Annotated in this window: 13 protein-coding genes; 9 read left to right on the top strand and 4 right to left on the bottom strand. The window is 71.0% G+C overall.

What is annotated here, in order from left to right; genetic code table 11:
* Positions 1-82: 82 nt before the first annotated feature.
* Positions 83-1,141: a LacI family DNA-binding transcriptional regulator gene (locus tag ACIBBB_RS08500; protein ID WP_398980170.1), complete on the bottom strand. Its 1,059-nt coding sequence runs from the start codon at positions 1,139-1,141 to the stop codon at positions 83-85.
* A 382-nt stretch (positions 1,142-1,523) separates the two neighbouring features.
* Between ACIBBB_RS08500 and ACIBBB_RS08495 the strand changes: the two genes are divergently transcribed.
* The 8 genes from ACIBBB_RS08495 to ACIBBB_RS08460 all read left to right on the top strand — a co-directional run bounded on the left by ACIBBB_RS08495 (position 1,524) and on the right by ACIBBB_RS08460 (position 15,883).
* Positions 1,524-2,798 carry an extracellular solute-binding protein gene (locus ACIBBB_RS08495; protein ID WP_398980168.1) on the top strand — a complete coding sequence of 425 codons (1,275 nt, stop codon included), beginning with the start codon at positions 1,524-1,526 and terminating at the stop codon, positions 2,796-2,798.
* A gap of 34 nt (positions 2,799-2,832) precedes the next feature.
* The gene (locus ACIBBB_RS08490) at positions 2,833-3,846 is read left to right on the top strand and encodes a carbohydrate ABC transporter permease (protein WP_398980166.1); all 1,014 of its coding nucleotides are present in this window, start codon (positions 2,833-2,835) and stop codon (positions 3,844-3,846) included.
* A 5-nt stretch (positions 3,847-3,851) separates the two neighbouring features.
* A complete protein-coding gene (locus ACIBBB_RS08485; protein ID WP_398980748.1) occupies positions 3,852-4,751 on the top strand; it encodes a sugar ABC transporter permease in 900 nt (299 codons plus the stop codon).
* Positions 4,752-4,857: 106 nt separating this feature from the next.
* On the top strand, positions 4,858-6,561 hold the full coding sequence (locus ACIBBB_RS08480; RefSeq protein ID WP_398980164.1) for an alpha-amylase family glycosyl hydrolase: 1,704 nt from the start codon (positions 4,858-4,860) through the stop codon (positions 6,559-6,561).
* The gene (locus ACIBBB_RS08475; protein ID WP_398980162.1) at positions 6,546-7,607 is read left to right on the top strand and encodes a LacI family DNA-binding transcriptional regulator; all 1,062 of its coding nucleotides are present in this window, start codon (positions 6,546-6,548) and stop codon (positions 7,605-7,607) included. Before ACIBBB_RS08480 ends, ACIBBB_RS08475 begins: the two co-directional genes overlap by 16 nt.
* 257 nt (positions 7,608-7,864) lie before the next feature.
* Positions 7,865-9,568 (top strand): carbohydrate-binding module family 20 domain-containing protein, encoded by a 1,704-nt coding sequence (locus tag ACIBBB_RS08470; RefSeq protein ID WP_398980160.1) that lies wholly within the window; start codon positions 7,865-7,867, stop codon positions 9,566-9,568.
* 177 nt (positions 9,569-9,745) lie between these two features.
* Positions 9,746-15,034, top strand: coding sequence for a pullulanase-type alpha-1,6-glucosidase (gene pulA / locus ACIBBB_RS08465; RefSeq protein ID WP_398980747.1), 5,289 nt, complete (start codon positions 9,746-9,748; stop codon positions 15,032-15,034).
* Between the two features lie 141 nt (positions 15,035-15,175).
* Positions 15,176-15,883, top strand: a complete 708-nt coding sequence (locus ACIBBB_RS08460; RefSeq protein ID WP_398980159.1) for a DUF4230 domain-containing protein — start codon at positions 15,176-15,178, stop codon at positions 15,881-15,883.
* Positions 15,884-15,889: 6 nt separating this feature from the next.
* On the opposite strand, the gene ACIBBB_RS08455 is transcribed toward ACIBBB_RS08460, so the two are convergent.
* The gene (locus tag ACIBBB_RS08455) at positions 15,890-16,633 is read right to left on the bottom strand and encodes a TetR/AcrR family transcriptional regulator (RefSeq protein WP_398980157.1); all 744 of its coding nucleotides are present in this window, start codon (positions 16,631-16,633) and stop codon (positions 15,890-15,892) included.
* A 52-nt stretch (positions 16,634-16,685) separates the two neighbouring features.
* On the opposite strand from ACIBBB_RS08455, the gene ACIBBB_RS08450 reads away from it, so the two are divergent.
* Complete coding sequence (locus ACIBBB_RS08450) at positions 16,686-17,183, top strand: hypothetical protein (RefSeq protein ID WP_398980155.1); 498 nt, start codon at positions 16,686-16,688, stop codon at positions 17,181-17,183.
* Positions 17,184-17,199: 16 nt separating this feature from the next.
* Here the strand turns inward: ACIBBB_RS08450 and ACIBBB_RS08445 are convergent, their stop codons facing one another.
* Together ACIBBB_RS08445 and ACIBBB_RS08440 are read right to left on the bottom strand one after the other, a co-directional pair.
* Positions 17,200-19,158, bottom strand: a complete 1,959-nt coding sequence (locus tag ACIBBB_RS08445) for a hypothetical protein (protein WP_398980746.1) — start codon at positions 19,156-19,158, stop codon at positions 17,200-17,202.
* A gap of 70 nt (positions 19,159-19,228) precedes the next feature.
* Positions 19,229-22,360 (bottom strand): alpha-N-acetylglucosaminidase TIM-barrel domain-containing protein, encoded by a 3,132-nt coding sequence (locus tag ACIBBB_RS08440; RefSeq protein WP_398980153.1) that lies wholly within the window; start codon positions 22,358-22,360, stop codon positions 19,229-19,231.
* Positions 22,361-22,362 lie beyond the last annotated feature (2 nt).

The raw sequence follows: 22,362 nt of genomic DNA, 5'->3' as shown, positions 1-22,362 counted from the left end.
GCCAGATTTCCGCCCTCGACCGATCATCCCTCGGGTGGGTCCTGAACGCATGTGCTACGCCCTACGGACGAGTCCGCGACCCTTACCCGGCCCCGGTTTCCCTCAGGGACCGCCCCAGGGGGCCCGGCACCGGACCGGAGGCGGTTGAACCGCGTACGACCAGCTCCGGCATGAAGACGAACTCGCTGTGCGGAGCCGGTGTACCACCGATCTCCTCCAGGAGCGTACGGACCGCGGCCTGGCCCATCGACGGCACCGGCTTGCGGATGGTGGTGAGCGGCGGATCGGTGAACGCTATGAGGGGCGAATCGTCGAAACCGACCACGGACACCTCGCGCGGCACGTCCTTGCCGAGCTGTCTGGCGGCGCGGATCGCGCCCAGCGCCATCATGTCGCTCGCGCACACCACCGCCGTGCAGCCGCGCCCGATGAGCGCCGTCGTCGCCGCCTGGCCGCCCTCCAGCGTGTACAGGGAGTGCTCGATCAGCTCCTCCGTCTCCTCGGAGTCCAGCCCCAGCTGCTCAACGATCGTCGCGCGGAAGCCCTCGATCTTGCGCAGGACCGGCACGAAACGCTTGGGTCCGACGGCGAGACCGATCCGGCGGTGGCCCAGCGAGACGAGATGCGTCACGGCCAGCCGCATCGCCGCCCGGTCGTCCGGCGAGATGAACGGCGCGCGGACCTTGGGCGAGAAACCGTCGACGAGGACGAACGGCACACCCTGGGCGCGCAGTTGCTCGTAGCGCTGCATGTCCGCCGAGGTGTCGGCGTGCAGACCGGAGACGAAGATGATGCCGGAGACACCACGGTCGACCAGCATCTCCGTCAGCTCGTCCTCGGTGGAGCCGCCGGGGGTCTGGGTGGCGAGAACGGGTGTGTAGCCCTGGCGCGTCAGTGCCTGGCCGATGACCTGGGCGAGCGCGGGGAAGATCGGGTTCTCCAGCTCGGGCGTGATCAGTCCGACGAGGCCGGCGCTGCGTCGGCGCAGCCGTACGGGGCGCTCGTAGCCGAGGACGTCGAGTGCGGCGAGTACGGATTCGCGGGTGGCCGTGGCAACACCCGGCTTACCGTTCAGTACGCGGCTGACCGTCGCTTCGCTGACCCCCGCCTGGGCTGCGATGTCGGCTAGCCGTGCGGTCATGGGAGTGGACTGTACCGGGCGTCTGCCGGGATTGCCCACCATGAGCCTGAATCAGCCACCGGCACCGACCGGGTGGTGGCACCGGAGGGCTTGCAGCTCCTTGCAGTGCCGGCGTCGGCAAAATCTTGCAAGGCCTTGCGAGACGTCACGCCGGAGTGCGCAATACGTTCACCGAGCCGGTACCGGCCGACACGGACCGTACGTGCCAGCTCCCGGACTCCCCGTCAAGAACCCTTGCGGCAACTGTGAGGACACATGAATGTAACGATCAAGGATGCTTGCAGGAATCTTCCGCAAGCTCTTTCGGCCTTCTTTCATCCTTGTTACCTTCACGTCGACCCGGCGCCGCGACGGAGCGGTACGGCAGTTGAAGGAGTTTCAGATGCGACGTGGCATAACGGCCACCGCCCTGGTCGCGACCCTGGCGCTCGCGGCGACCGCCTGCGGCGGCGGCGACGAGGAGTCCGAGGGCAAGTCGGGCTCGGGCGAGCTCTCGGGAACGGTCACCTGGTGGGACACCTCGACGGTGGGCAGTGAGGACAAGGTCTTCAAGAAGCTCGCCGAGGACTTCGAGGCCAAGCACAAGGGTGTCGACGTCACATACGTCAACGTGCCGTTCGGCGAGGCGCAGAACAAGTTCAAGAACGCCGCGCAGTCCGGCTCCGGCGCCCCCGACGTCATCCGCTCCGAGGTCGCCTGGACGCCCGAGTTCGCCGATCTCGGCTACCTGGCGCCGCTGGACGGCACGCCCGCGCTGAAGGACGAGAAGGACTTCGTGCCGCAGGCCGCCGCCTCCACCAGGTACGACGACAAGACGTACGCCGTCCCGCAGGTCATCGACTCCCTCGGCATCTTCTACAACAAGAAGCTCTTCAAGGACGCCGGGGTCGAAGTCCCCACGACGATCGACGAGTTGAAGACCGTCTCGAAGACCGTCAAGGACAAGACCGGCAAGACCGGGATGTATCTGCGCGGCGACGACGCGTACTGGTTCCTGTCGTTCCTCTACGGCGAGGGCGGCGACCTGGTCGACGCCAAGGACAAGACCGTCACCGTCGACAGCCCGGCCGGCGTCAAGGCCATGGAGGTCGTGAAGGACCTCGTCGACTCCGGCGCCGCCAAGACCGACGCCACCGACGGCTGGGAGAACATGCAGGCCGCCTTCAAGGACGGCGACGTGGCCATGATGATCAACGGCCCGTGGGCGATCGCCGACACCTACGCCGGACCGCAGTTCAAGGACAAGGCCAACCTGGGCGTCGCCCCCGTGCCCGCCGGCTCGGCCGGCCAGGGCGCCCCGCAGGGCGGCCACAACCTCGCCGTCTACGCGGGCTCCAAGAACCTCGACGCCTCCTACGCGTTCATCGAGTACATGTCCTCCGCCGAGTCCCAGGCGAAGATCACCACCGAGCTGAACCTGCTGCCGACCCGCACCTCGGTCTACTCGCGGCCCGAGGTCGCGAAGAACGAGATCGTCGGCTTCTTCAAGCCCGTCGTCGACAAGGCCATCGAGCGCCCCTGGATCCCGGAGACCGGCAGCCTGTTCGCCCCGCTGGTGACCGAGTACACGAAGGTCCTCACCGGCCAGACCACGCCCGAGAAGGGCGTAAAGACCACCGGCGACTCCTACCGCGAGCTGCTCAAGGGCTGGAAGTAGGACTTCGCCGAGAGGAAGGAAGGCAGGCCGGCTGATGGCTGTCCACACCGGCCAGTCGGTGGCGAAGGCCGCGGGTGACTCGGAAGTCGCCCGCGGCCGGAGCCGCGGCACTGGCAAACCCCCCGGCGGGCTGCGGCGTTCGCTCTCGACGCACTGGTACGCCTGGGCCATGGTCGCCCCCGTGGTGGCCGTGATCGGCGTGATCGTCGGATACCCGCTGGTCCGCGGCATCTATCTGTCGCTGACCGACGCCAACGAACGCAATGTCGAGCGGAACATCGGCGTCAACCACCTGCCCGCCACCTACGAGTTCGTCGGTCTCGACAACTACGCCGACGCCCTGACGGGTGATCAGTTCCTCTCCACGCTCGGCTGGACGCTGGTGTGGACCGTCTCCTGCGTCGGTCTCACCTTCGTCCTCGGCCTCACCCTCGCGGGGATCCTCAACCGCCGGATCGCGGGCCGCTCCGTCTACCGGATGATGCTCATCCTGCCGTGGGCGGTCCCGGGCTTCGTCTCCGTCTTCGCCTGGCGCTTCCTCTACAACGAGGACCGCGGCTTCCTCAACAAGCTGCTCGCCGGCGGCGGCATCGACGCCGTGCCGTGGCTCAACGACCCGACCTGGGCGAAGTTCTCGGTCATCGCCGTGAACATCTGGCTCGGTGTGCCGTTCATGCTCGTGGCCCTGCTCGGCGGACTCCAGTCCATTCCGGGGGAGATGTACGAGGCCGCCGAGATGGACGGCGCCGGCCCCTGGCAGCGCTTCCGGCACATCACCATGCCCGGCCTCAGGTCCGTCAGCACGACCGTGATCCTGCTGAGCACCATCTGGACGTTCAACATGTTCCCGGTGATCTTCCTGCTGACCAGAGGCGGGCCCGGCGAGGCCACCCAGATCCTGGTGACCCAGGCGTACAAGTTCTCCTTCGAGATCAGCCCACGCGACTTCGCCCAGTCCTCCACCTGGGGCGTACTGATCCTCGTACTCCTGATGATCTTCGCCGTGGTCTACCAACGAGTCCTCCGCAAGCAGGGAGATACCTGGTGACCGCCGTGACCGGTACGCAAACGAACACGCCGACCGCCCCGCCCGCCGCCCCCGCGCGGCCGACGGCGAAGGTACGGCGCCGCGGCGAGCGTTCCAGGGCCGCGTCCGTCGGCCTGCACGCCACCCTCATCGTGGCGTCCGTCATCGCCGTCTTCCCCGTGCTGTGGGTCCTGCTGACGTCGCTGAAGCCCGCCGCGTACGCCACGACGACGGACTTCTTCAAAGAGACGACGTTCGAGAACTACACCAAGCTGCTGGACGACACGCCGTTCCTCACCTGGTTCGGCAACTCGCTGCTCATCGCCGGATTCACCACCGTGCTCGGTGTGTTCACCGCCGCCACCACCGGCTACGCCGTCAGCCGCTTCCGCTTCCCCGGCAAGCGCGGCCTCATGTGGACCCTGCTGGTCACGCAGATGTTCCCGATGGCGGTCCTCATCGTGCCGCTGTACAACATCATGTCGGACCTGGGACTGCTCAACCAGGCGGCCGGACTGGTGATCACGTACCTCACGATCGCCGTGCCGTTCTGCGCCTGGATGATGAAAGGGTTCTTCGACACCATCCCGCGCGAGATCGACGAGTCGGGCATGGTCGACGGGCTGACACCGTTCGGCACTTTCTGGCGGCTGATCCTGCCGCTCGCCAAGCCGGGTCTGGCGGTGACCGCGTTCTACTCCTTCGTCACCGCCTGGGGCGAGGTGGCGTACGCCTCCGCCTTCATGGTCGGCGACGAGAACCTGACCCTCGCGGGCGGTCTGCAGAAGTTCGTCAACCAGTACGGCGCCCAGTGGGGTCCGATGACAGCGGCGTCCGTGCTCATCGCGATACCCGCGGCGATCGTCTTCCTGTTCGCGCAGCGCCATCTGGTGACCGGTGTCTCCGCCGGGGCCGTCAAGGGCTGACGGAGCGTCAGGCCGATCGTACTTCCGCACCACAGCGACAGTGACAGCGGCGCCGAGGCCGACCAGGATCCCGGCGCCGCTCCCACCCAGACCCCCCAGGGACGACATGACCCAGCACCTCGCTGCCCCTTCCACCGGCACGTCCGACGACGCCCCGGCCCACCGCTCCGGCTGGTGGCAGGACGCGGTGATCTACCAGGTCTATCCGCGCAGCTTCGCCGACTCCAACGGTGACGGCATGGGCGATCTCGAAGGCGTACGGAGCCGGCTGCCGTATCTGCGCGCGCTCGGTGTCGACGCCGTCTGGCTCAGCCCCTTCTACGCCTCACCACAGGCCGACGCGGGCTACGACGTCGCCGACTACCGCGCCATCGACCCCATGTTCGGCTCCCTCCTCGACGCGGACGCGCTGATCCGCGACGCCCACGAGCTGGGCCTGCGCATCATCGTCGACGTGGTGCCCAACCACTCCTCCGACCGGTACGACTGGTTCCGCCGCGCCATCCAGGACGGCCCCGGGTCGGCGCTGCGCGAGCGCTACCACTTCCGCCCCGGCAAGGGCGCGGCCGGCGAACTCCCGCCCAACGACTGGGAGTCCATCTTCGGCGGTCCCGCCTGGACCAGGACGACCAACCCGGACGGCACCCCCGGCGAGTGGTATCTGCATCTGTTCGCCCCCGAGCAGCCCGACTTCAACTGGGACCACCCGGCCGTCGCCGACGAGTTCCGCTCCATCCTGCGGTTCTGGCTCGACATGGGCGTCGACGGCTTCCGCGTCGATGTCGCCCACGGACTCGTCAAGGCCCCGGGGCTGCCGGACATCGGCAGCGGCGGCCAGACCAAGCTCCTCGGCAGCAGTGAATACGGCCTGCCCTTCTTCGACCAGGACGGCGTGCACGAGATCTACCGCAGCTGGCGCACCATCCTCGACGAGTACCCCGGCGACCGGATCGCCGTCGCCGAGGCCTGGACACCCACCGTCGAGCGCACCGCCAACTACGTGCGCCCCGACGAGATGCACCAGGCGTTCAACTTCCAGTATCTGAGCACCTTCTGGGACGCCGCCGCCCTCCGCGACGTCATCGACACCTCGCTCGCCGCGATGCGCCCCGTCGGCGCCCCCACCACCTGGGTGCTCTCCAACCACGACGTCACCCGGCACACCACCCGCTTCGCCCACCCCGTCTCCCTCGGCACCCAGCTCCGGGAGGCCGGTGACCGTGAACTCGGCCTGCGCCGGGCCCGCGCGGCGACGCTGCTGATGCTCGCCCTGCCCGGCTCCGCCTACCTCTACCAGGGCGAGGAGCTGGGCCTGCCCGACGTCACCGACCTCCCCGACGAGGCCAGGCAGGACCCCTCGTACTTCCGCGCCGCCGGCCAGGACGGCTTCCGCGACGGCTGCCGGGTACCGATCCCGTGGACCCGCGAGGGCAGCTCGTACGGCTTCGGCGCCGGCGGCAGCTGGCTGCCGCAGCCGGCCGGCTGGGGCGCGCTGAGCGTCGAGGCGCAGACCGGGGTGGAGGGCTCCAGCCTGGAGCTCTACCGGTCGGCCATCGCCGCGCGGCGCGCGCACCCCGGGCTCGGCGCCGGGGGGTCGGTCGACTGGCAGGACTCGCCGGAAGGCGTGCTCGTCTTCGCCCGCCCCGGCTTCCTCTGCACGGTCAACACGACCGGCGCGCCGGTCCGGATCCCCGTGCGCGGGCGCCCCCTGCTGGCCAGCGGTCCCGGCACCGTCACCTTCGACGGCACCGGTCCCGGCGCCGTCGAGGCCGAGCTGCCCGCCGACACCACGGTGTGGTGGACGGTGTGACGCTGCCCCTCCCCAAGTCGGCAGCCGGTACGCCACGGCTCTCCGACATCGCGGGACAGGCATCGGTCAGCGAGGCGACGGTCAGCCGGGTGCTCAACGGCAAGCCGGGCGTCGCCGACACCACACGCCAACGGGTGCTCGCCGCGCTCGACATCCTCGGGTACGAGCGTCCCGTACGGCTGCGGCAGCGCAGCGCCGGGCTGATCGGGCTGGTGACCCCGGAGCTGATCAACCCGATCTTCCCGGCGTTCGCCCAGGCCGTCGAACAGGTCCTGGCCGGGCACGGCTACACCCCGGTCCTCTGCACCCAACTGCCGGGCGGGGCCACGGAGGACGAGCTGGTCGAGCAGCTCGTGGAGCGCGGCGTCGGCGGTATCGTCTTCCTGTCGGGGCTGCACGCGGACACCTCGGCCGACCCCTCGCGCTACGCCGAACTCATCGACCGCGGTGTGCCGTTCGTCATGATCAACGGCTGCAACGACCGGGTCAGCGCGCCGTTCGTGTCCCTGGACGACCGGGCGGCCATGCGAATGGCCGTCGGGCATCTGGCCGATCTGGGGCACCGGCGGATCGGCCTGGCGACGGGACCCCTGCGCTACGTGCCGTCGGCGCGCAAGCGTGAGGGCTTCGTCGACGCGCTGGCCCGCACACTGGGGCTGGCGCGCGAGGAGGCCGAGGAGTGGGTGTGCTGCACGCTGTTCAGCGTGGAGGGCGGCCAGGTCGCGGCAGGCGCCCTGCTCGACCGGGGCTGCACGGGCATCGTCTGCGCCAGCGACATGATGGCGCTCGGGGTGGTGCGGGCCGCCCGCGAACGCGGGCTGCGCGTCCCGCAGGACGTGTCGGTGGTGGGTTTCGACGACTCGCAGCTGATCGCCTTCACCGACCCGCCGCTCACGACGGTCCGTCAGCCCGTCCACGCGATGGCGGGGGCGGCGGTGAGCGCCCTGCTGGAGGAGATCGGCGGAAGTCCCGTGCAGCGTACGGAGTACGTGTTCCAGCCGGAGCTGGTCGTACGGGGGTCGACGGCGGGCGCTCGGACCGCCTGAGGTGTGCGGTGTGCCGTACGGGGGTCGGCACACCGCAACATCTTGCGGAAGTTCTTGCGCGTCAACGACACCGATATTTCCCCGGGGTTACCCAGTGGTGTCCAGAGGGTTGACCGGGCGGGGCGGGCCTCGTACGGTCTGCTCGCGGCAAGCTTTGCTTTCTTGCAGCAAGAACATTCAGGAGCCTTGAGGGCGGGGCGCGTTGCCTTGCGAGGTCTCTGCCCGATCCCCGCACCTCCCCCCACGCAGGAGGAAACATGGCCCGCAGAGCTCCCGCCCTCGCGCTCGCCCTCGTGGCAGGCGCGGCGGCCCTCGTCGCACCCGGCAGCCCCGCCCAGGCGGCGCCCCCCGGCGAGAAGGACGTCACCGCCGTCCTGTTCGAGTGGCGGTTCGACTCGGTCGCCCGAGCCTGTACCGACAGCCTCGGCCCCGACGGATACGGCTACGTCCAGGTCTCCCCGCCCCAGGAGCACATCCAGGGCGGCCAGTGGTGGACCTCGTACCAGCCGGTCAGCTACAAGATCGCCGGGCGCCTCGGCGACCGCGCCGCCTTCCAGAACATGGTCAACACCTGCCACGCCGCCGGGGTGAAGGTCATGGCCGACACCGTCATCAACCACATGTCGGCCGGGTCGGGCACCGGCACCGGAGGCACCTCGTACGCCAAGTACGAGTACCCCGGCATCTATTCGGGCGCCGACATGGACGACTGCCGCTCGCAGATCAGCAACTACGGCGACCGGGGCAACGTCCAGAACTGCGAACTCGTCGGCCTCGCCGACCTCGACACCGGCGAGGACTACGTACGCGGCCGGATCGCCGCCTACCTGAACGACCTGCGCTCGCTCGGCGTGGACGGCTTCCGGATCGACGCCGCCAAGCACATGCCGGCCGCCGACCTCGCCAACATCAAGTCACGGCTGACCGATCCGAATGTGTACTGGAAGCAGGAGGCCATCTACGGCGGCGGCGAGGCCGTGTCGCCGGCTGAGTACCTGGGCACCGGAGACGTACAGGAATTCCGCTACGGCCGAAGCCTCAAGCAGGTCTTCCTGAATGAGAACCTGGCCCATCTGAAGAACTTCGGCGAGGGCTGGGGCTTCATGCAGAGCGGCAAGTCCGCCGTTTTCGTGGACAACCACGACACCGAGCGCGGCGGCGACACGCTCAATTACAAGAACGGCGCCGCCTACACGCTGGCGAACGTCTTCATGCTGGCCTACCCGTACGGCTCGCCCGACGTGCACTCCGGCTACGAGTTCAGCGACCATGACGCCGGACCGCCGGGCGGCGGCACGGTGAACGCCTGTTACTCCGACGGCTGGAAGTGCCAGCACGACTGGCGCGAGATCTCCTCCATGGTCGGTTTCCGCAACGCGGCGCGCGGCCAGGCGGTCACCGACTGGTGGGACAACGGCGGCGACCAGATCGCCTTCGGGCGCGGCTCCAAGGCGTACGTCGCCATCAACTACACCGGCTCCTCGCTCAGCCGCACCTTCCAGACGTCGCTGCCCGCCGGTGACTACTGCGACGTGCAGAGCGGCAACGGCGTCACCGTGAACGGCTCGGGCCAGTTCACCGCGACCCTCGGCGCCAACACGGCGGTCGCCCTGCACGCCGGGGCCCGCACCTGCGGCGGGGGCGGCAACCCGGGGCCCGGCACGTCCGGAGTGACGTTCGGCGTCAACGCGACGACCCAGCTCGGGCAGAACATCTACGTCACGGGCGACCGGGCCGAACTCGGCAACTGGAACACCGGGACCGCGCTCAAGCTCGACCCGGCGGCCTACCCCGTGTGGAAGCTCAATGTGCCGCTGCCCGCCGGTACGGCCTTCGCCTACAAGTACCTCCGCAAGGACGCGGGCGGCAACGTGACCTGGGAGAGCGGAGCCAACCGTACGGCCACCGTGCCGTCCGCCACCTCCGGCGGGCTGACGCTGAACGACACCTGGCGCAACTGACCCGTACCTGAACCGCCCCTGAGCCCCCCGCACCATCCGGCCGGTCCGGCGACGCGCACCCGACCCCACCGCACCACGCGCCGTCGCCGGGCCGGCCCTCCCGTACGTACCCCGAGGAGATCCCGCGTGATACGCCCGCCCCTGCCCGCGTTCCCGCGCAGAACGGCCGTCGCCGTCGTGGCCGCGGCCCTCTGCGCGGCCCTGGTGCCCGCGCTGCCGGCCGTCGCCGCCCGCGCCCCGGCGCCGCCGTCGGACGCCCGGCTCGCCGGGGAACCGGCCCGCCACGATCTGACGCGGGAGCAGTTCTACTTCGTGCTGCCCGACCGCTTCGCCAACGGCGACCGGTCCAACGACCGCGGCGGGCTGACCGGTTCGCGTACGCAGACCGGCTACGACCCCGCCGACAAGGGCTTCTACCAGGGCGGCGACCTCAAGGGGATCACCGACCGGCTCGACTACATCAAGGGCCTCGGCACCACCGCCATCTGGATGGCGCCGATCTTCAAGAACAAGCCGGTGCAGGGCACGGGCGACGACGTCTCGGCCGGCTACCACGGCTACTGGATCACCGACTTCACCCAGGTCGATCCGCACTTCGGCACCAACGCCGAGCTGGCGAAGCTCATCGACAAGGCCCACGACAAGGGCATGAAGGTCTTCTTCGACGTCATCACCAACCACACCGCCGACACCGTCGACTACGCGGAGAAGAAGTACGGCTACCGCCCCAAGGGCGCCCATCCCTACCTCGACAAGGACGGCCGCCCCTTCGACGACCGCGAGGGCGTCGGCCGGGTCGACGCCGACGCGTTCCCGTACACACCGGCGCCGAAGGCGGGCGAGAAGAAGGTCCCGTCCTGGCTCAACGACCCGACGATGTACCACAATCGAGGCGATTCGACCTTCGCCGGGGAGAGCTCGGAGTACGGCGACTTCGCCGGACTCGACGACCTGTGGACCGAACGGCCCGAGGTCGTCGACGGCATGGCGGAGATCTACCAGAAGTGGGTCCGGGACTTCGACATCGACGGCTTCCGCATCGACACCGTCAAACACGTCGATCTGGAGTTCTGGACCGAGTGGGCCACCGCGCTCGACGCCTACGCGGCGAAGCGGGGCCGGGACGACTTCTTCATGTTCGGCGAGGTCTACTCCGCCGACACCGCCGTCACCTCGCCGTACGTGACGCGCGGGCGGCTCGACTCCACGCTCGACTTCCCCCTCCAGGACGCGGCGCGGGCCTACGCCTCGCAGGGCGCGTCCGCCGAGCGGCTCGCGAAGGTCTTCGGCGAGGACTACCGCTACACCACCGACAAGGCGAACGCCTACGAGCAGGTGTCGTTCCTCGGCAACCACGACATGGGCCGCATCGGCACCTTCCTCAAGCAGGACAACCCCGCGGCCGGTGACGCCGAGCTGGTGAAGCGCGCCCGCCTCGCCAACGAGCTGATGTTCTTCTCGCGCGGCAACCCGGTGATCTACTACGGCGACGAGCAGGGCTTCACCGGCCCCGGCGGCGACAAGGACGCCCGCCAGAGCCTCTTCGCCTCCACGACCCCCGACTATCTGGACGACGACCAGCTCGGCACCGACCGGACGCACGCCTCCGACGCGTACGACCCCGCGCACCCGATCTACCGGTCCATCGCCGAACTGTCGAAGCTCACCGAGCGGCACCCGGCGCTGCGCGACGGCGTGCAGACCGAGCGGTACGCGGCGGACTCCGTGTACGCCTTCTCCCGCACCGACGCGACGAAGCGGGACGAGTACGTGGTCGCCGTGAACAACGCCGCGACACCGAAGACGGTGAAGGTGCCGACCGGGTCGGCCGGCACCGACTTCCGTACCCTGTACGGGGGTTCGCGGGCGGGCGGGACCGTACGCAGCGGCGCCGACGCCAAGATCGAGGTCACCGTCCCGGCCCTGTCGTCGCTCGTCCTGCTGGCCGCCGAACCGCTCGCGCCGCCCGCCGCCAATCCGTCGGTCACCCTGACCGCCCCGGCCGCCGGAGCCACCGGCACCGTGGAGATCGGCGCGGACGTCGACGGCGGACAGCTCAACCGCGTCGTCTTCGCCGCCCAGGTCGGCAACGGGAAGTGGCGCACCCTCGGCAGCGCCGACCACGCCCCGTACAGGGTCACCCAGCATCTGGACGCCGACGTGGCCGCCGGAACACCCCTGCGCTACAAGGCCGTCGTGGCCGACAGCCGGGGCCGTACCGCATCGGACCTCGCCTCCTCGACCGCCGGGCAGGCGCCCGCGCCCGAGCCGCCCACGGCCGTCGAGCGCGAGCACGCGATCGTGCACTACCGCCGCGCCGACGGGAAGTACGACGGCTGGCAGCTCAAGTCCGGTGACACGACGGCCGAGTTCACCGGGCGCGACGCGTACGGCGCGTTCGCGTGGGTCGACGTCACCGAGGGCGCGTCGGCCGTCCCGTACACCGTCGTCAAGGACGGGACGGAGGACGGCCCCGAGCGCACCGTCGACCTGGCCAGGACCGGCGAGGTCTGGATCGAGCAGGGGGAGACCGGCCAGAGCGAGAGCGCCCCCGACGGCGCCTACCCGCCGCAGGACAGGACCAAGGCCGTCCTGCACTACCAGCGCGCCGACGGCGACTACGACGGCTGGGGCCTGCACACCTGGACCGGCGCCAAGGACCCGACCGACTGGGCGAAGCCGCTGCTGCCGGTGAAGGAGGACGCGTACGGGGTGACGTACGAGGTGCCGCTCGCCGAGGGCGCCACGTCGCTGAGCTACATCCTGCACAAGGGCGACGAGAAGGACCTGCCGTCCGACCAGTCGCTGGACCTGTCGACGTACGGCAACGAGGTCTGGATGCTCGGAGGCCGGCCGAAGTATCTGCTGCCGACCGCCGGCGCCGTACCCACGCCGGATCTCGGCAAGGCCGAGGCGCAGTGGATCGACCGCGACACCGTCGTCTGGAAGGTGAGGGCCACCGAGGCCACCAGCCAGCAGCTCGTGTACGCACCGGACGGCGGCATCACCGTCGAGAACGGCGCGCTGTCCGAGGAGGGGCAGTGGCTGCGGCTCGCTCCGGGGACGCTGACCGACGCGCAGAAGGCCAAGTACCCCCATCTGAAGGACTATCCGGCCTTCACCGTCGACCCGCGTGACCGGGACAGGGTGAAGGAGTCGCTGCGCGGCCAGATCGTCGCCACGCAGCGGGCCGCGAACGGCGCGCTGCTGGACGCGACCGGCGTACAGATCCCCGGCGTGCTCGACGACCTGTACGCCGCCTCCGCGACGCGAGCCTCGCTCGGGCCCGTCTTCAGGAGCGGCCGCCCCACCCTGTCGGTGTGGGCGCCGACGGCCAAGCGGGTGGCGCTGGAGCTCGACGGGAAGCGCGTGCCGATGCGGCGCGACGACCGCAGCGGTGTGTGGTCCGTGGAGGGCGGCCGTAGCTGGGCGGGCAAGCCGTACCGGTACGTGGTCGACGTGTGGGCGCCGAGCGTGCGGAAGGTCGTCACCAACAAGGTCACCGACCCCTACTCGACCGCCCTGACCACCGACTCGGCGCGCAGCCTCGCCGTCGATCTCGGCGATGCGAAGCTCGCGCCCAAGGGCTGGGCGGCGCTGAAGAAGCCGGCGGCCGTCCCGATGCGCGACGCGCAGATCCAGGAACTGCATGTCCGCGACTTCTCGATCGCGGACCGCACCTCGGACCACCCCGGCCGCTATCTCGCCTTCACCGACACCGGGTCGAAGGGCATGAAGCACCTCGCCGAACTGGCCGACGCGGGGACCAGTTACGTTCATCTGCTGCCCGCCTTCGACATCGGCACCATCCCGGAGACCCCCTCCGACCAGCAGGAACCGGCCTGCGACCTGGCCGTGTACGCCCCCGACTCCGACGAGCAGCAGGCGTGCGTCGCGAAGGCGGCGGCGAAGGACGGCTTCAACTGGGGCTACGACCCGCTGCACTACACGGTGCCCGAGGGCTCGTACGCCAGTGACCCCGAAGGCACCAGGCGCACCGTGGAGTTCCGGCGGATGGTGCAGGGGCTCAACTCCACCGGCCTGCGGACGGTGATGGACGTCGTCTACAACCACACCGTGGCGAGCGGCCAGGACCCCAAGTCCGTACTCGACCGGATCGTGCCCGGCTACTACCAGCGGCTGCTCGACGACGGCACGGTGGCGACCTCCACCTGCTGCGCCAACACCGCGCCCGAGAACGCCATGATGGGCAAGATCGTGGTGGACTCGCTCGTCACCTGGGCGAAGGAGTACAAGGTCGACGGCTTCCGCTTCGACCTGATGGGGCATCACCCCAAGGCCAACATCCTCGCCGTGCGCGAGGCGTTGGACGCGCTGACCGTCGCCAAGGACGGGGTCGACGGGAAGTCGGTCATCCTCTACGGCGAGGGCTGGGACTTCGGCGAGATCGCCGACGACGCGCGCTTCGTCCAGGCCACGCAGAAGAACATGGCCGGCACCGGGATCGCGACCTTCTCCGACCGGGCGCGCGACGCGGTACGCGGCGGCGGCCCCTTCGACGAGGACCCCGGGGTCCAGGGGTTCGCCTCCGGACTCTTCACCGATCCCAACTCCTCGGCGGCGAACGGCACTGCGGCCGAACAGCGGGCCAGGCTGCTGCACTACCAGGACCTGATCAAGGTCGGACTCACCGGCAATCTCGCCGGCTACTCCTTCACCGACAGCGCGGGCCGCACCGTCAAGGGCTCCGAGGTCGACTACAACGGCGCCGCCGCCGGATACGCCGCCGCGCCCGGTGAGGCGCTGGCCTACTCGGACGCGCACGACAACGAAAGCCTCTACGACACCCTGGCCTTCAAGCTCCCGCGCACCACACCGGCCGCCGACCGGGCCAGGGCGCAGGTGCTCGCCATGGCGACGGCGGCGCTCACGCAAGGGCCCTCGCTCTCGCAGGCCGGGACGGACCTGCTCCGTTCCAAGTCGCTGGACCGCAATTCGTACGACAGCGGCGACTGGTTCAACGCGATCAACTGGGACTGCCGGGACGGCAACGGCTTCGGGCGCGGCCTGCCGCCCGCCGCCGACAACGAGTCCAAGTGGCCCTACGCCAAGCCGCTGTTGGGGACGCCCGGCATCACTCCCGGCTGCACGGAGATCTCCGGCGCCTCGGCCGCGTACCAAGATCTGCTGAGGATCCGCACCACGGAGGCGGCCTTCCGGCTCCCCACCACCGGCGCGGTCCAGTCGGCGCTGTCCTTCCCGCTCTCCGGGCCCGACGAGACGCCGGGCGTCATCACGATGCGTCTGGGGGCGCTGGTGGTGGTCTTCAACGCCACACCGGACACGACGCGGCAGCGGGTCGAAGGGCTCGCCGGCCGGGCGTACGGGCTGCATCCGGTACAGGCGGGCGGTGCCGATGCCACGGTCAAGAAGGCGGCGTACGAGGTGAGTTCGGGCACCTTCGAGGTGCCGGGGCGGACGGTGGCGGTCTTCCGGGCCGGCTGAGACTCCTGTGGGCCTCCGACCTGCCGTCGGCGGGCCGGAGGCAGCCGTTCCCGTCAACGCGTCTTCCATGCACGCGAGTTGCCCGAACTTGTTGCGGGCCCGGCAGGGCGTGAACCCCGGCGGACGGGTAATCCGGTAGGCATGACGTCCACCGACGTGAAACCAGAACCCGAACAGAGTCAGGGCAGGACGCGCGGGTCTCGTGGGTCGAGAGTGCCCTGGTGGATCAAGCTGCCCGCCGGGCTCGTGGTGCTTGTCGTGCTGCTCGGGATCGGCAGCAGGCTCGATCTGGTCCCGGGATTCGACGACGTGTTCGGAGAGAAGACGGAGGACCGCACCGGGCCGACCCTTCTCAAGTCCATCCAGGACCTCAGCCGCTACCAGGCGGCGTCCGGGAACTTCCAGGTGGTGGTGGATCTGGAGAAGGACGCCAAGTTCCTCCCCGACACCATCAAGGGGAGCCGCACGCTCTACGTGGGCGCCGGCAGCGTGGGGTCGTACGTGGACCTCGGCGGGATCGGCGACGAGAACGTCAAGGTCAACAAGGAGCGCACCACCGCGACACTGCGGCTGCCGCACGCCCAGCTCGGCAAGGCCACGCTGGACGCCGACCGGTCGTACGCCGTCTCCAAGCAGCGCGGGCTGCTCGACCGGCTCGGTGACTTCTTCTCCGACAATCCGGCAGACGAGCGCGCCGTCAACAAACTCGCCGCCCAGCACATCCAGAACGCGGCGAAGGACAGCGGACTGACGGAGCGGGCCGAGAAGAACACCACCAGCATGCTGCAAGGTCTGCTCACTTCCCTCGGCTTCAAGGAAGTGACGGTGGTGTACGGGTCCGCGGGCTGACCCGTCCTAGGCGGTGCGCGCGGCGGGCAGCGGCGTAGCCGCCGTCCGAGCTGTCGGCAGGTCGGACGCCAGGCCCGTCAGACGGGTCACCAGATCGCCGAACGGGCCGCCCGGCGGCTCGTCGGCGAGGACCGGCAGCAGAATTCGCGCCATCTCGTCGTCGTACGCCGCGCTGACCGCCGCCAGCGCGGCGAAGTCGTGCACGAGCTGCAATTCCAGTTCACCGCGCGGGATCCGGCGGCCGTCCAGCCACAGCAGCGCCGTCGACTCGGCGAGCGAGACCCAGGAGCGCACGACCAGTTCCAGCCGGGGCGGCGGGGACTGGATGGAGAGGTGGGAGAGGATCTGCTCGTACGCGGCCTGCCGCACCTCGTCGATCATGGCGTTGGCGGTGGACGAACCCACGGCGGGACCGCCGCGCATCAGCGCGAAGAAGCCGGGGCCGTGTTCGTCCACGAAGTCGAAGAAGCGCGCCATGACGCGCAGCAGCCGGGCGCCGAGCGGGCCTTCGCGCGGCTCGACGAAGCGCTCGGCCAACTCGTCGGCGGCCCGCCGCAAGGCTGCCTCGTACAGCGACTGCTTGCCCGGGAAGTAGTGGTAGACGAGCGGCCGGGAGATGCCGGCGGCCGCCGCGATCTCGTCGATGGAGACGTGATCGGGCGAGCGGTGGCTGAACAGTTCCAGCGCGACACCGATCAGTTGCTGGCGTCGCTCTTCGACGCCCATTCTGCGTCGGACCCCGGTCGTCATATGAACAGCCTAACCGTCGGTGGCTGAAGCCTGTCGGTTACGCTCGCCGACCATGAACGCATCTGACCAGGAGAAGGTCACCGAAACGCCGGAATCGGAGCCGGAGTCCGGGGCCACGGGGGAGACGGTTGGAGAGGGGGCGGGTGAGGCTGTAGGGGAGCCGGAAGCCTCGGAGCGCCCGGGGGCGGACGTCCATCCGGTCGCCGAGTCGGGAGCCGGCGACCCGCAGGAGGGCGACCACGACGACGGCGTTCAGGAGGACGGCGACCATGACGAGGGCGACTACGACGACGGCGCTCTCACCCCGCGCCAGGCCCGCCGCCTCCGCGTCGCCGTCGCCTCGGTCCTGCTGGTCGCCATGGCCGCGCTGTTGGCCGTACGGCTCGCCAACCGCAGCTCCGTCCTCGGCGTCGGCCTCTACGGGTTCGCCATGATCCTCTGCGGCGTCGTCATCGAACTCAGCAGGCACGGCCGCACCCGGCTGGCCACCTGGCTGCTCGGCGCCGGTCTCGTCGCCACGCTGGCCACCGACTGGCTGCTCCTGCCCTGAACCGCGCACCCGGCCCTCACCGCAGCGCGCCCACGCGTCTGCCGTCGGCCAGCAGCCCGTCCAGCTCCGCCCGGTCACCGGGCTTCGCCCGGACCGCGAGCACCCGGCCCCGTACGTCGCCCGTGACACCCCCCGTCGTACGCACGGACCGGAACTGCTCGCTGCCGGCGGCCAGTACGTACCACCGGCCACCGCGCGACTTCCACAGCACACCCGCGAGCACGGAGGGCTCGCGCGACCCGCACGCCGACGAGTTCGAAGCCCGCGCCGCGACCGCCCCCGGCGGCGGCGTCCCGGCCTTCGCCGTCGGCGGCTGGAACTGCGCCAGGACTCTGTTCTCCGTGCCCCGCCACGTCTCCGCGCGGGTGCACACCCACTTCGCGCCGCCGTTGGACTCGGGCAGGCTCTGGCTCGCGTACTGCCAGGAGTTCACCGTCCGCACGCCGTGCGAGCGCACGGAGGGGAGCAGACACGCCGTGCGCGCCCAGGCGGCCCGCGCCGTGCTTCCCGACACATCGACGGGCGCCGACGGGGGGCCGGACGTGAGCCGCGCGGGCGTGAGTTCGCCGAGGTCGGACAGCAGCCGTACGGCGCCCGGGTCCTTCTCGGTCACCTCCAGCACGTCCCACGCCCCGCACTCGGGTTTCTCGCCGGCCGTCGGGACGGGATCCGTCACCCCGTCCGCGCCGCGCCGAAGCGGTCGCGCGTCACCCGTCGGGTCGAGCAGATCGCGCACGGACGTCCCCTTCACCCAGGGCGCGGTCAGATAACGCACGTTGCCGTCCGTGCGCGCGGCGACCAGGGCGTACGTGCTCGGGGCCGCGCCGGGGGCGGTGTCGGCCGCCGCCCCGTCGACCCGGGCGAAGTCGAGTGCCACGGGCCCGGTGCCGGTGCGGGGTTCCGCGTACCGGGCGATCCGCAGGCCGTCGTACAGCAGCACCACCCGTGCCTGGCCGACCTCGCCCGCGTACAGCAACTGCGCCGGTCCCATCGGCGGCCCCACGGGCGTGGCCGGTGTCGACGAGACGCGTACCGACGTACCCGGTCTGGCCCAGACAGCAAGCGCCCGGCGCAGCAGCGGCCGGTCGTCGGCGAGCGTGCCGCGGGTGGGCCACACGGAGAAGTCGGTCCGCGCGGAGGCCCGCCACGCGTCCTGCGGGACGCGCCGCACCTTCGCCGGGTCCAGGGCCGCCTCGGCGGCCGAGTTGCGGGTGTACGACGGGGCGGCCGCGCCGTTCGCGCCCCAGCCGTCGCCGGGCAGCCCGAGCAGCGCGCCGCAGACGGCCACGGCTGCGACCCCCGCGACCGCCGCGCGCGTGTGCTGGCGACGGCGCAGCAGATCGGTGGGGCGGGCCTGGAGCGAACAGGGGTCGTACTCGGGGGACTCCAGCAGCGCCACGCCCTCCGTACCGATGCCGTCGGCCTCCGCCAGCGCCGCGTGCGGATCGTCCACCCCGGAGACGGCGAGCAGCCGGTGTACGTCCGGGTCGGCCAGCCTTTCCAGCCCCCTCAGTACGAAGGCGGCCCTGGCGCCGCCGGAGAGGGCCGACAGGCGGCGGTCGAGGGCGAGCTCATCGGCGCCGCCGGAGCGTGGGAACAGCCGCAGCCCCCACACGTGCGGCAGCAACGGCGGCAGTTGGGCGCGCCGGGGCCACGCCGCACGGCGCAGTGGCCGCCCGGCGTCGAGCGCCTGCCGCAGCACCCGGGAGCGTACGTAGGCGTATCCGTTGTCGGGCGTGGCAGCCGTGCGGTTGCGCGGCAGCGACCGCTGGACGACGGCGTGCGCGGTCAGCACCCGGCGGTTCCGCCCAAGGGCGGGAGGCAGTACGAGATAGGCGATCCGGACCAGCCGCGGGTAGTGCTCGACGAGGGCCGCCTCGGCCTGTTCCACGTCGATGGGCGCGGGGGCGGGACCGGGCGGAGTGGGGGCGGCGGCGGAGGCCGTGGCGGCGTCGGGTGGAGGCACATTCAGCAGAACGAGCGATCCGTCGGATGGTCACCCCGAACGCCCGCAACTCCCTTGCCGGGCGGGGGAATTCGGGGTGCTACTTGCCCCCCGCACTCCCGCCCGAGACCGCCCACTCGCCGAACTCCACCGTTCCCCGCAGCCCGCTGCTCCCGTTCGTCGCGCTCATGAACAGGCCCACGTCCTGGACCCCGGCCGCGCCCGGTACCGGCACCGTGGCGACCGTGCGCCAGGTCGTCCCGGCATCCGTCGAGCACGAACCCGTGAACCGGCCCGCCGACCGCGTCAGTCGCAGCAGCACCGGTGCGGTGACGCCGGTGACGCGCTGGTAGGTGTCCAGCGTGCCGTCGCCCGTCGTGTCGTACGAGAGCACCACCCCGTTCGACGGCGTCACCGCCAGATTGACGATGCCCGGGGAGCCGGCCGTCGCGAGGCTGTCGCGGACGATGATGCCCGCGCGGGCCCACGCACCCGTGTTCTCCTGCGAGTCCACCCGCAGCGTCACGCTCACACCGTCCCCGAACGCGCCTCCTACGAAGGCCGTGCCGAACTGCGCCGTCGCCCGCCACAGGTCCTGGCCGCCGCCGTTGATCGCGAAGCGGTCGCCGAGCTGTCCGAAGACCGCCCCGTTGTTGCTGTACGTGCGCCAGCCCGCGGCCGGCGGCCCGGCGACGTACACCGCGCCCCGCTGGACGGTCCGCACGCGCTCCTCGCCGCTCGGACCGTACTCCAGCGCCAGTTCGTACGGCAGCGGGCGCAGAGGCACTGTGAGCGGTTCGGCGGGGGCCGTCACCGACCAGGAGACGGATCCGGTGCCCGCCGGGCCGACGGCGGAGAGCCGGGTCGGGCCGTCCGGGCGGGCGTCCGGGCCGGTCAGGGCGAAGTCGACAGGGCCCGTGCCGCGCAGGCCGTTGGCGTTCTTGAAGTCCGCCTTCACCGTGCCCGTACTGCCCGGTGCGAAGGCGACCGGGTCGGCCGTGACGGTGACGGCGCCCTGGTACGGGGCGGTCGCCAGAGTGTCCCGTACGCGCAGCGCCGTCCGGTACGCGTCCCCCGTCGCACGCACCGGATAGCTCCCGCGCTCCCGGGTCCACGCCTCCTCGTCCACGTACCAGTCCCAGTCGTCGACGGGCTTTGGCTCCCGCCCGGCGGCCAGCGCGTCGGTCAGCTCGTCCAGATAGGCCCCCCACTGCGGCAGATGGACGTCGGCGAGCAGGCCCTGCCAGTCGCGGTTGGCGTAGTTGCTCAAGTGCCCGGCCGCCGACCGGTCCGCCCACGTGGTGATCAGCGTGCGCGCCGTCCACTCCAGCGTCACGGCCTCCGCCGGGCTGGTCGCCAGCCGTTTGGCGTCCTCCAGCCACGGCCCGAGCAGGAACGAGCGGTGGCACCCCACCATCGTGTCGCTCAGCCGCATCAGCTTCAGCCACAGCGCGGCCAGCGCGCGGAAGGTCGCGGCGTCGCCTCCTTGGAAGGCTCCGCGCAACTGCGGCAGCAGCAGCCGGGAGCGGTTGGCGAGCGCCTGCCGGGCCAGCTCCGTCACATCGTGCCGGTACGCGTCCGAGCCGCGCAGCTCCGCCCGTACGTCGAGCAGCGAGCCGAAGGCCTTGTCGAACTCGGCGGTGTCGAAGGCTGTTCCTACGGAGGAGGTGAGGGAGGGGCGGCGCGAGAAGAGGGAGTCGACGGGGCGGCCGTCGGTGGTCGTCAGCCGGTACGCGGTCGACGCGAGCACGCCGAGAGCGTCCCGCGCGGCGCTGTCCTCACCGCCGTAGCGCAGATCGGCGTACGACCGGAACCAGCTCGCGCGGTCCACCGCATCCTGTCGCCACGCCAGTTCGCTGAACAGCTCGAACGCGGCCGGGTCGCGCTCGGCGGCCTCCGGCATGTACGCCGTCCCGACGAGCGCGCTGCCCGGCTTGTCGCGCCAGGCCGTGAACCGCTCCGTCCAGCGGTCGGAGTTGGCGCCCAGGGTGGTGCGCCCGCCGAAGTTCGGGATGGTGCCGAAGGCGTACGGCGTACCGCCCCAGTCCCGCTCGCGGTCGGTCACCGAGTCCAGGTCGGACAGGCCGTCGACGATCAGCACGCGGTCGGTGTCGATGGCGTCGAGCAGGGCCGGCACGGGGTTGGTCTGCCAGCCGAGGATCACCCATGTCGCGTCGGGGCGTGCCTTGTGGAGCGACGTCTCGACCGCGCGGGCCGCGTCCGGCACCGGTACGTCACCGGCGTTGCCGCCCTCGTGCAGCAGATCCATCTTGAAATGGTCCACCTCGCCGAAGAGATCGCTCTGGTGCCGGTAGAAGGCGGCGGCGACATCGGCGAAGACGGGAGTGCGCGGGTCGAGCCAGTCGGGGCGCGGCAGCCCGTTCCACATGCCCTGCGGCACGGTCCTGGCGCCCGGGTTGCGGGCGGCGAAGCCGTCGGGGACGGTGCCGAAGTAGCCGGGGAGCACAGGGGCCATGCCCAGCTCGCGCATCCGGTCGGTGATCCGCCGGCCGAGCCCGGCGCGGCGCCCGATCAGCTCGGGGGAGAGCGGGCCGCCGTACTCGCTCATGTTCTGGAGCAGCCACCACGGCTGGTGGGAGGGCGCGGGCAGCCAGGTGCGGGCCTCGGTGTCGGAGTAGCCGAAACCGGTCAGCAGCCGGTGGTAGACGGCCTCCTGGCCGGTGGTGACGAGGACCTCGTTGCAGCCGTGCAGGGCGAGGACGTCGAGCAGGCGCTCCCAGCGCGGCCAGTCGGCGTACGGGGCGGTGTAGCCGTCGTGCGTGTCGTTGAGGGCGAACCGGTGCCGTACGGTCGCCGAGCGCTCCAGCGGGCGGCGGGGCGCCGGAAGCGTGGCGGGCAGGTCGAGTTGGCTGCCGGACCAGCTGATGTGGGCGCCGCACACGTACTTCAGATACCAGTGCACCCCGGTCAGCAGGACGCCGGCGTCGGTACCCGACACCTCGACACGTCCGGCGGACCCGGCGACCCGGAACCGCTCGGGGCCGCTCACCACCCGGAAGTGGAACTGGTCCGCGTGGCGGGGGAGCAGCCGCTCCACGGCGGCGCGGGCGGCGGCGGCACCGGCGGTGGCATCGGACGCGGAGGGGCGGGCCGCGGCGGGGGAGGGTGCGGCGAGCGCCACGCCGACTCCGGCCCCGACGGCCCCGGCACCGGCCAGCACCGCACGCCTGGAGGGAGTGGCAGGACGGGTGGGACTCGGCAGCTCGGTCATCA

This window comes from Streptomyces sp. NPDC051217 (assembly GCF_044455465.1).
GTDB lineage: Bacteria > Actinomycetota > Actinomycetes > Streptomycetales > Streptomycetaceae > Streptomyces.
Note: the sequence above shows the minus strand (reverse complement) of the source record. Positions and strands in the feature narration are given on the sequence as shown.

Coding starts and splice junctions, on each gene's coding strand:
- ACIBBB_RS08495 (WP_398980168.1), top strand. CDS start 1,524: ATGCGACGTGGCATAACGGCCACCGCCCTGGTCGCGACCCTGGCGCTC.
- ACIBBB_RS08500 (WP_398980170.1), bottom strand. CDS start 1,141: ATGACCGCACGGCTAGCCGACATCGCAGCCCAGGCGGGGGTCAGCGAA.
- ACIBBB_RS08450 (WP_398980155.1), top strand. CDS start 16,686: ATGAACGCATCTGACCAGGAGAAGGTCACCGAAACGCCGGAATCGGAG.
- ACIBBB_RS08460 (WP_398980159.1), top strand. CDS start 15,176: ATGACGTCCACCGACGTGAAACCAGAACCCGAACAGAGTCAGGGCAGG.
- ACIBBB_RS08480 (WP_398980164.1), top strand. CDS start 4,858: ATGACCCAGCACCTCGCTGCCCCTTCCACCGGCACGTCCGACGACGCC.
- ACIBBB_RS08470 (WP_398980160.1), top strand. CDS start 7,865: ATGGCCCGCAGAGCTCCCGCCCTCGCGCTCGCCCTCGTGGCAGGCGCG.
- ACIBBB_RS08455 (WP_398980157.1), bottom strand. CDS start 16,633: ATGACGACCGGGGTCCGACGCAGAATGGGCGTCGAAGAGCGACGCCAG.
- ACIBBB_RS08440 (WP_398980153.1), bottom strand. CDS start 22,360: ATGACCGAGCTGCCGAGTCCCACCCGTCCTGCCACTCCCTCCAGGCGT.
- ACIBBB_RS08490 (WP_398980166.1), top strand. CDS start 2,833: ATGGCTGTCCACACCGGCCAGTCGGTGGCGAAGGCCGCGGGTGACTCG.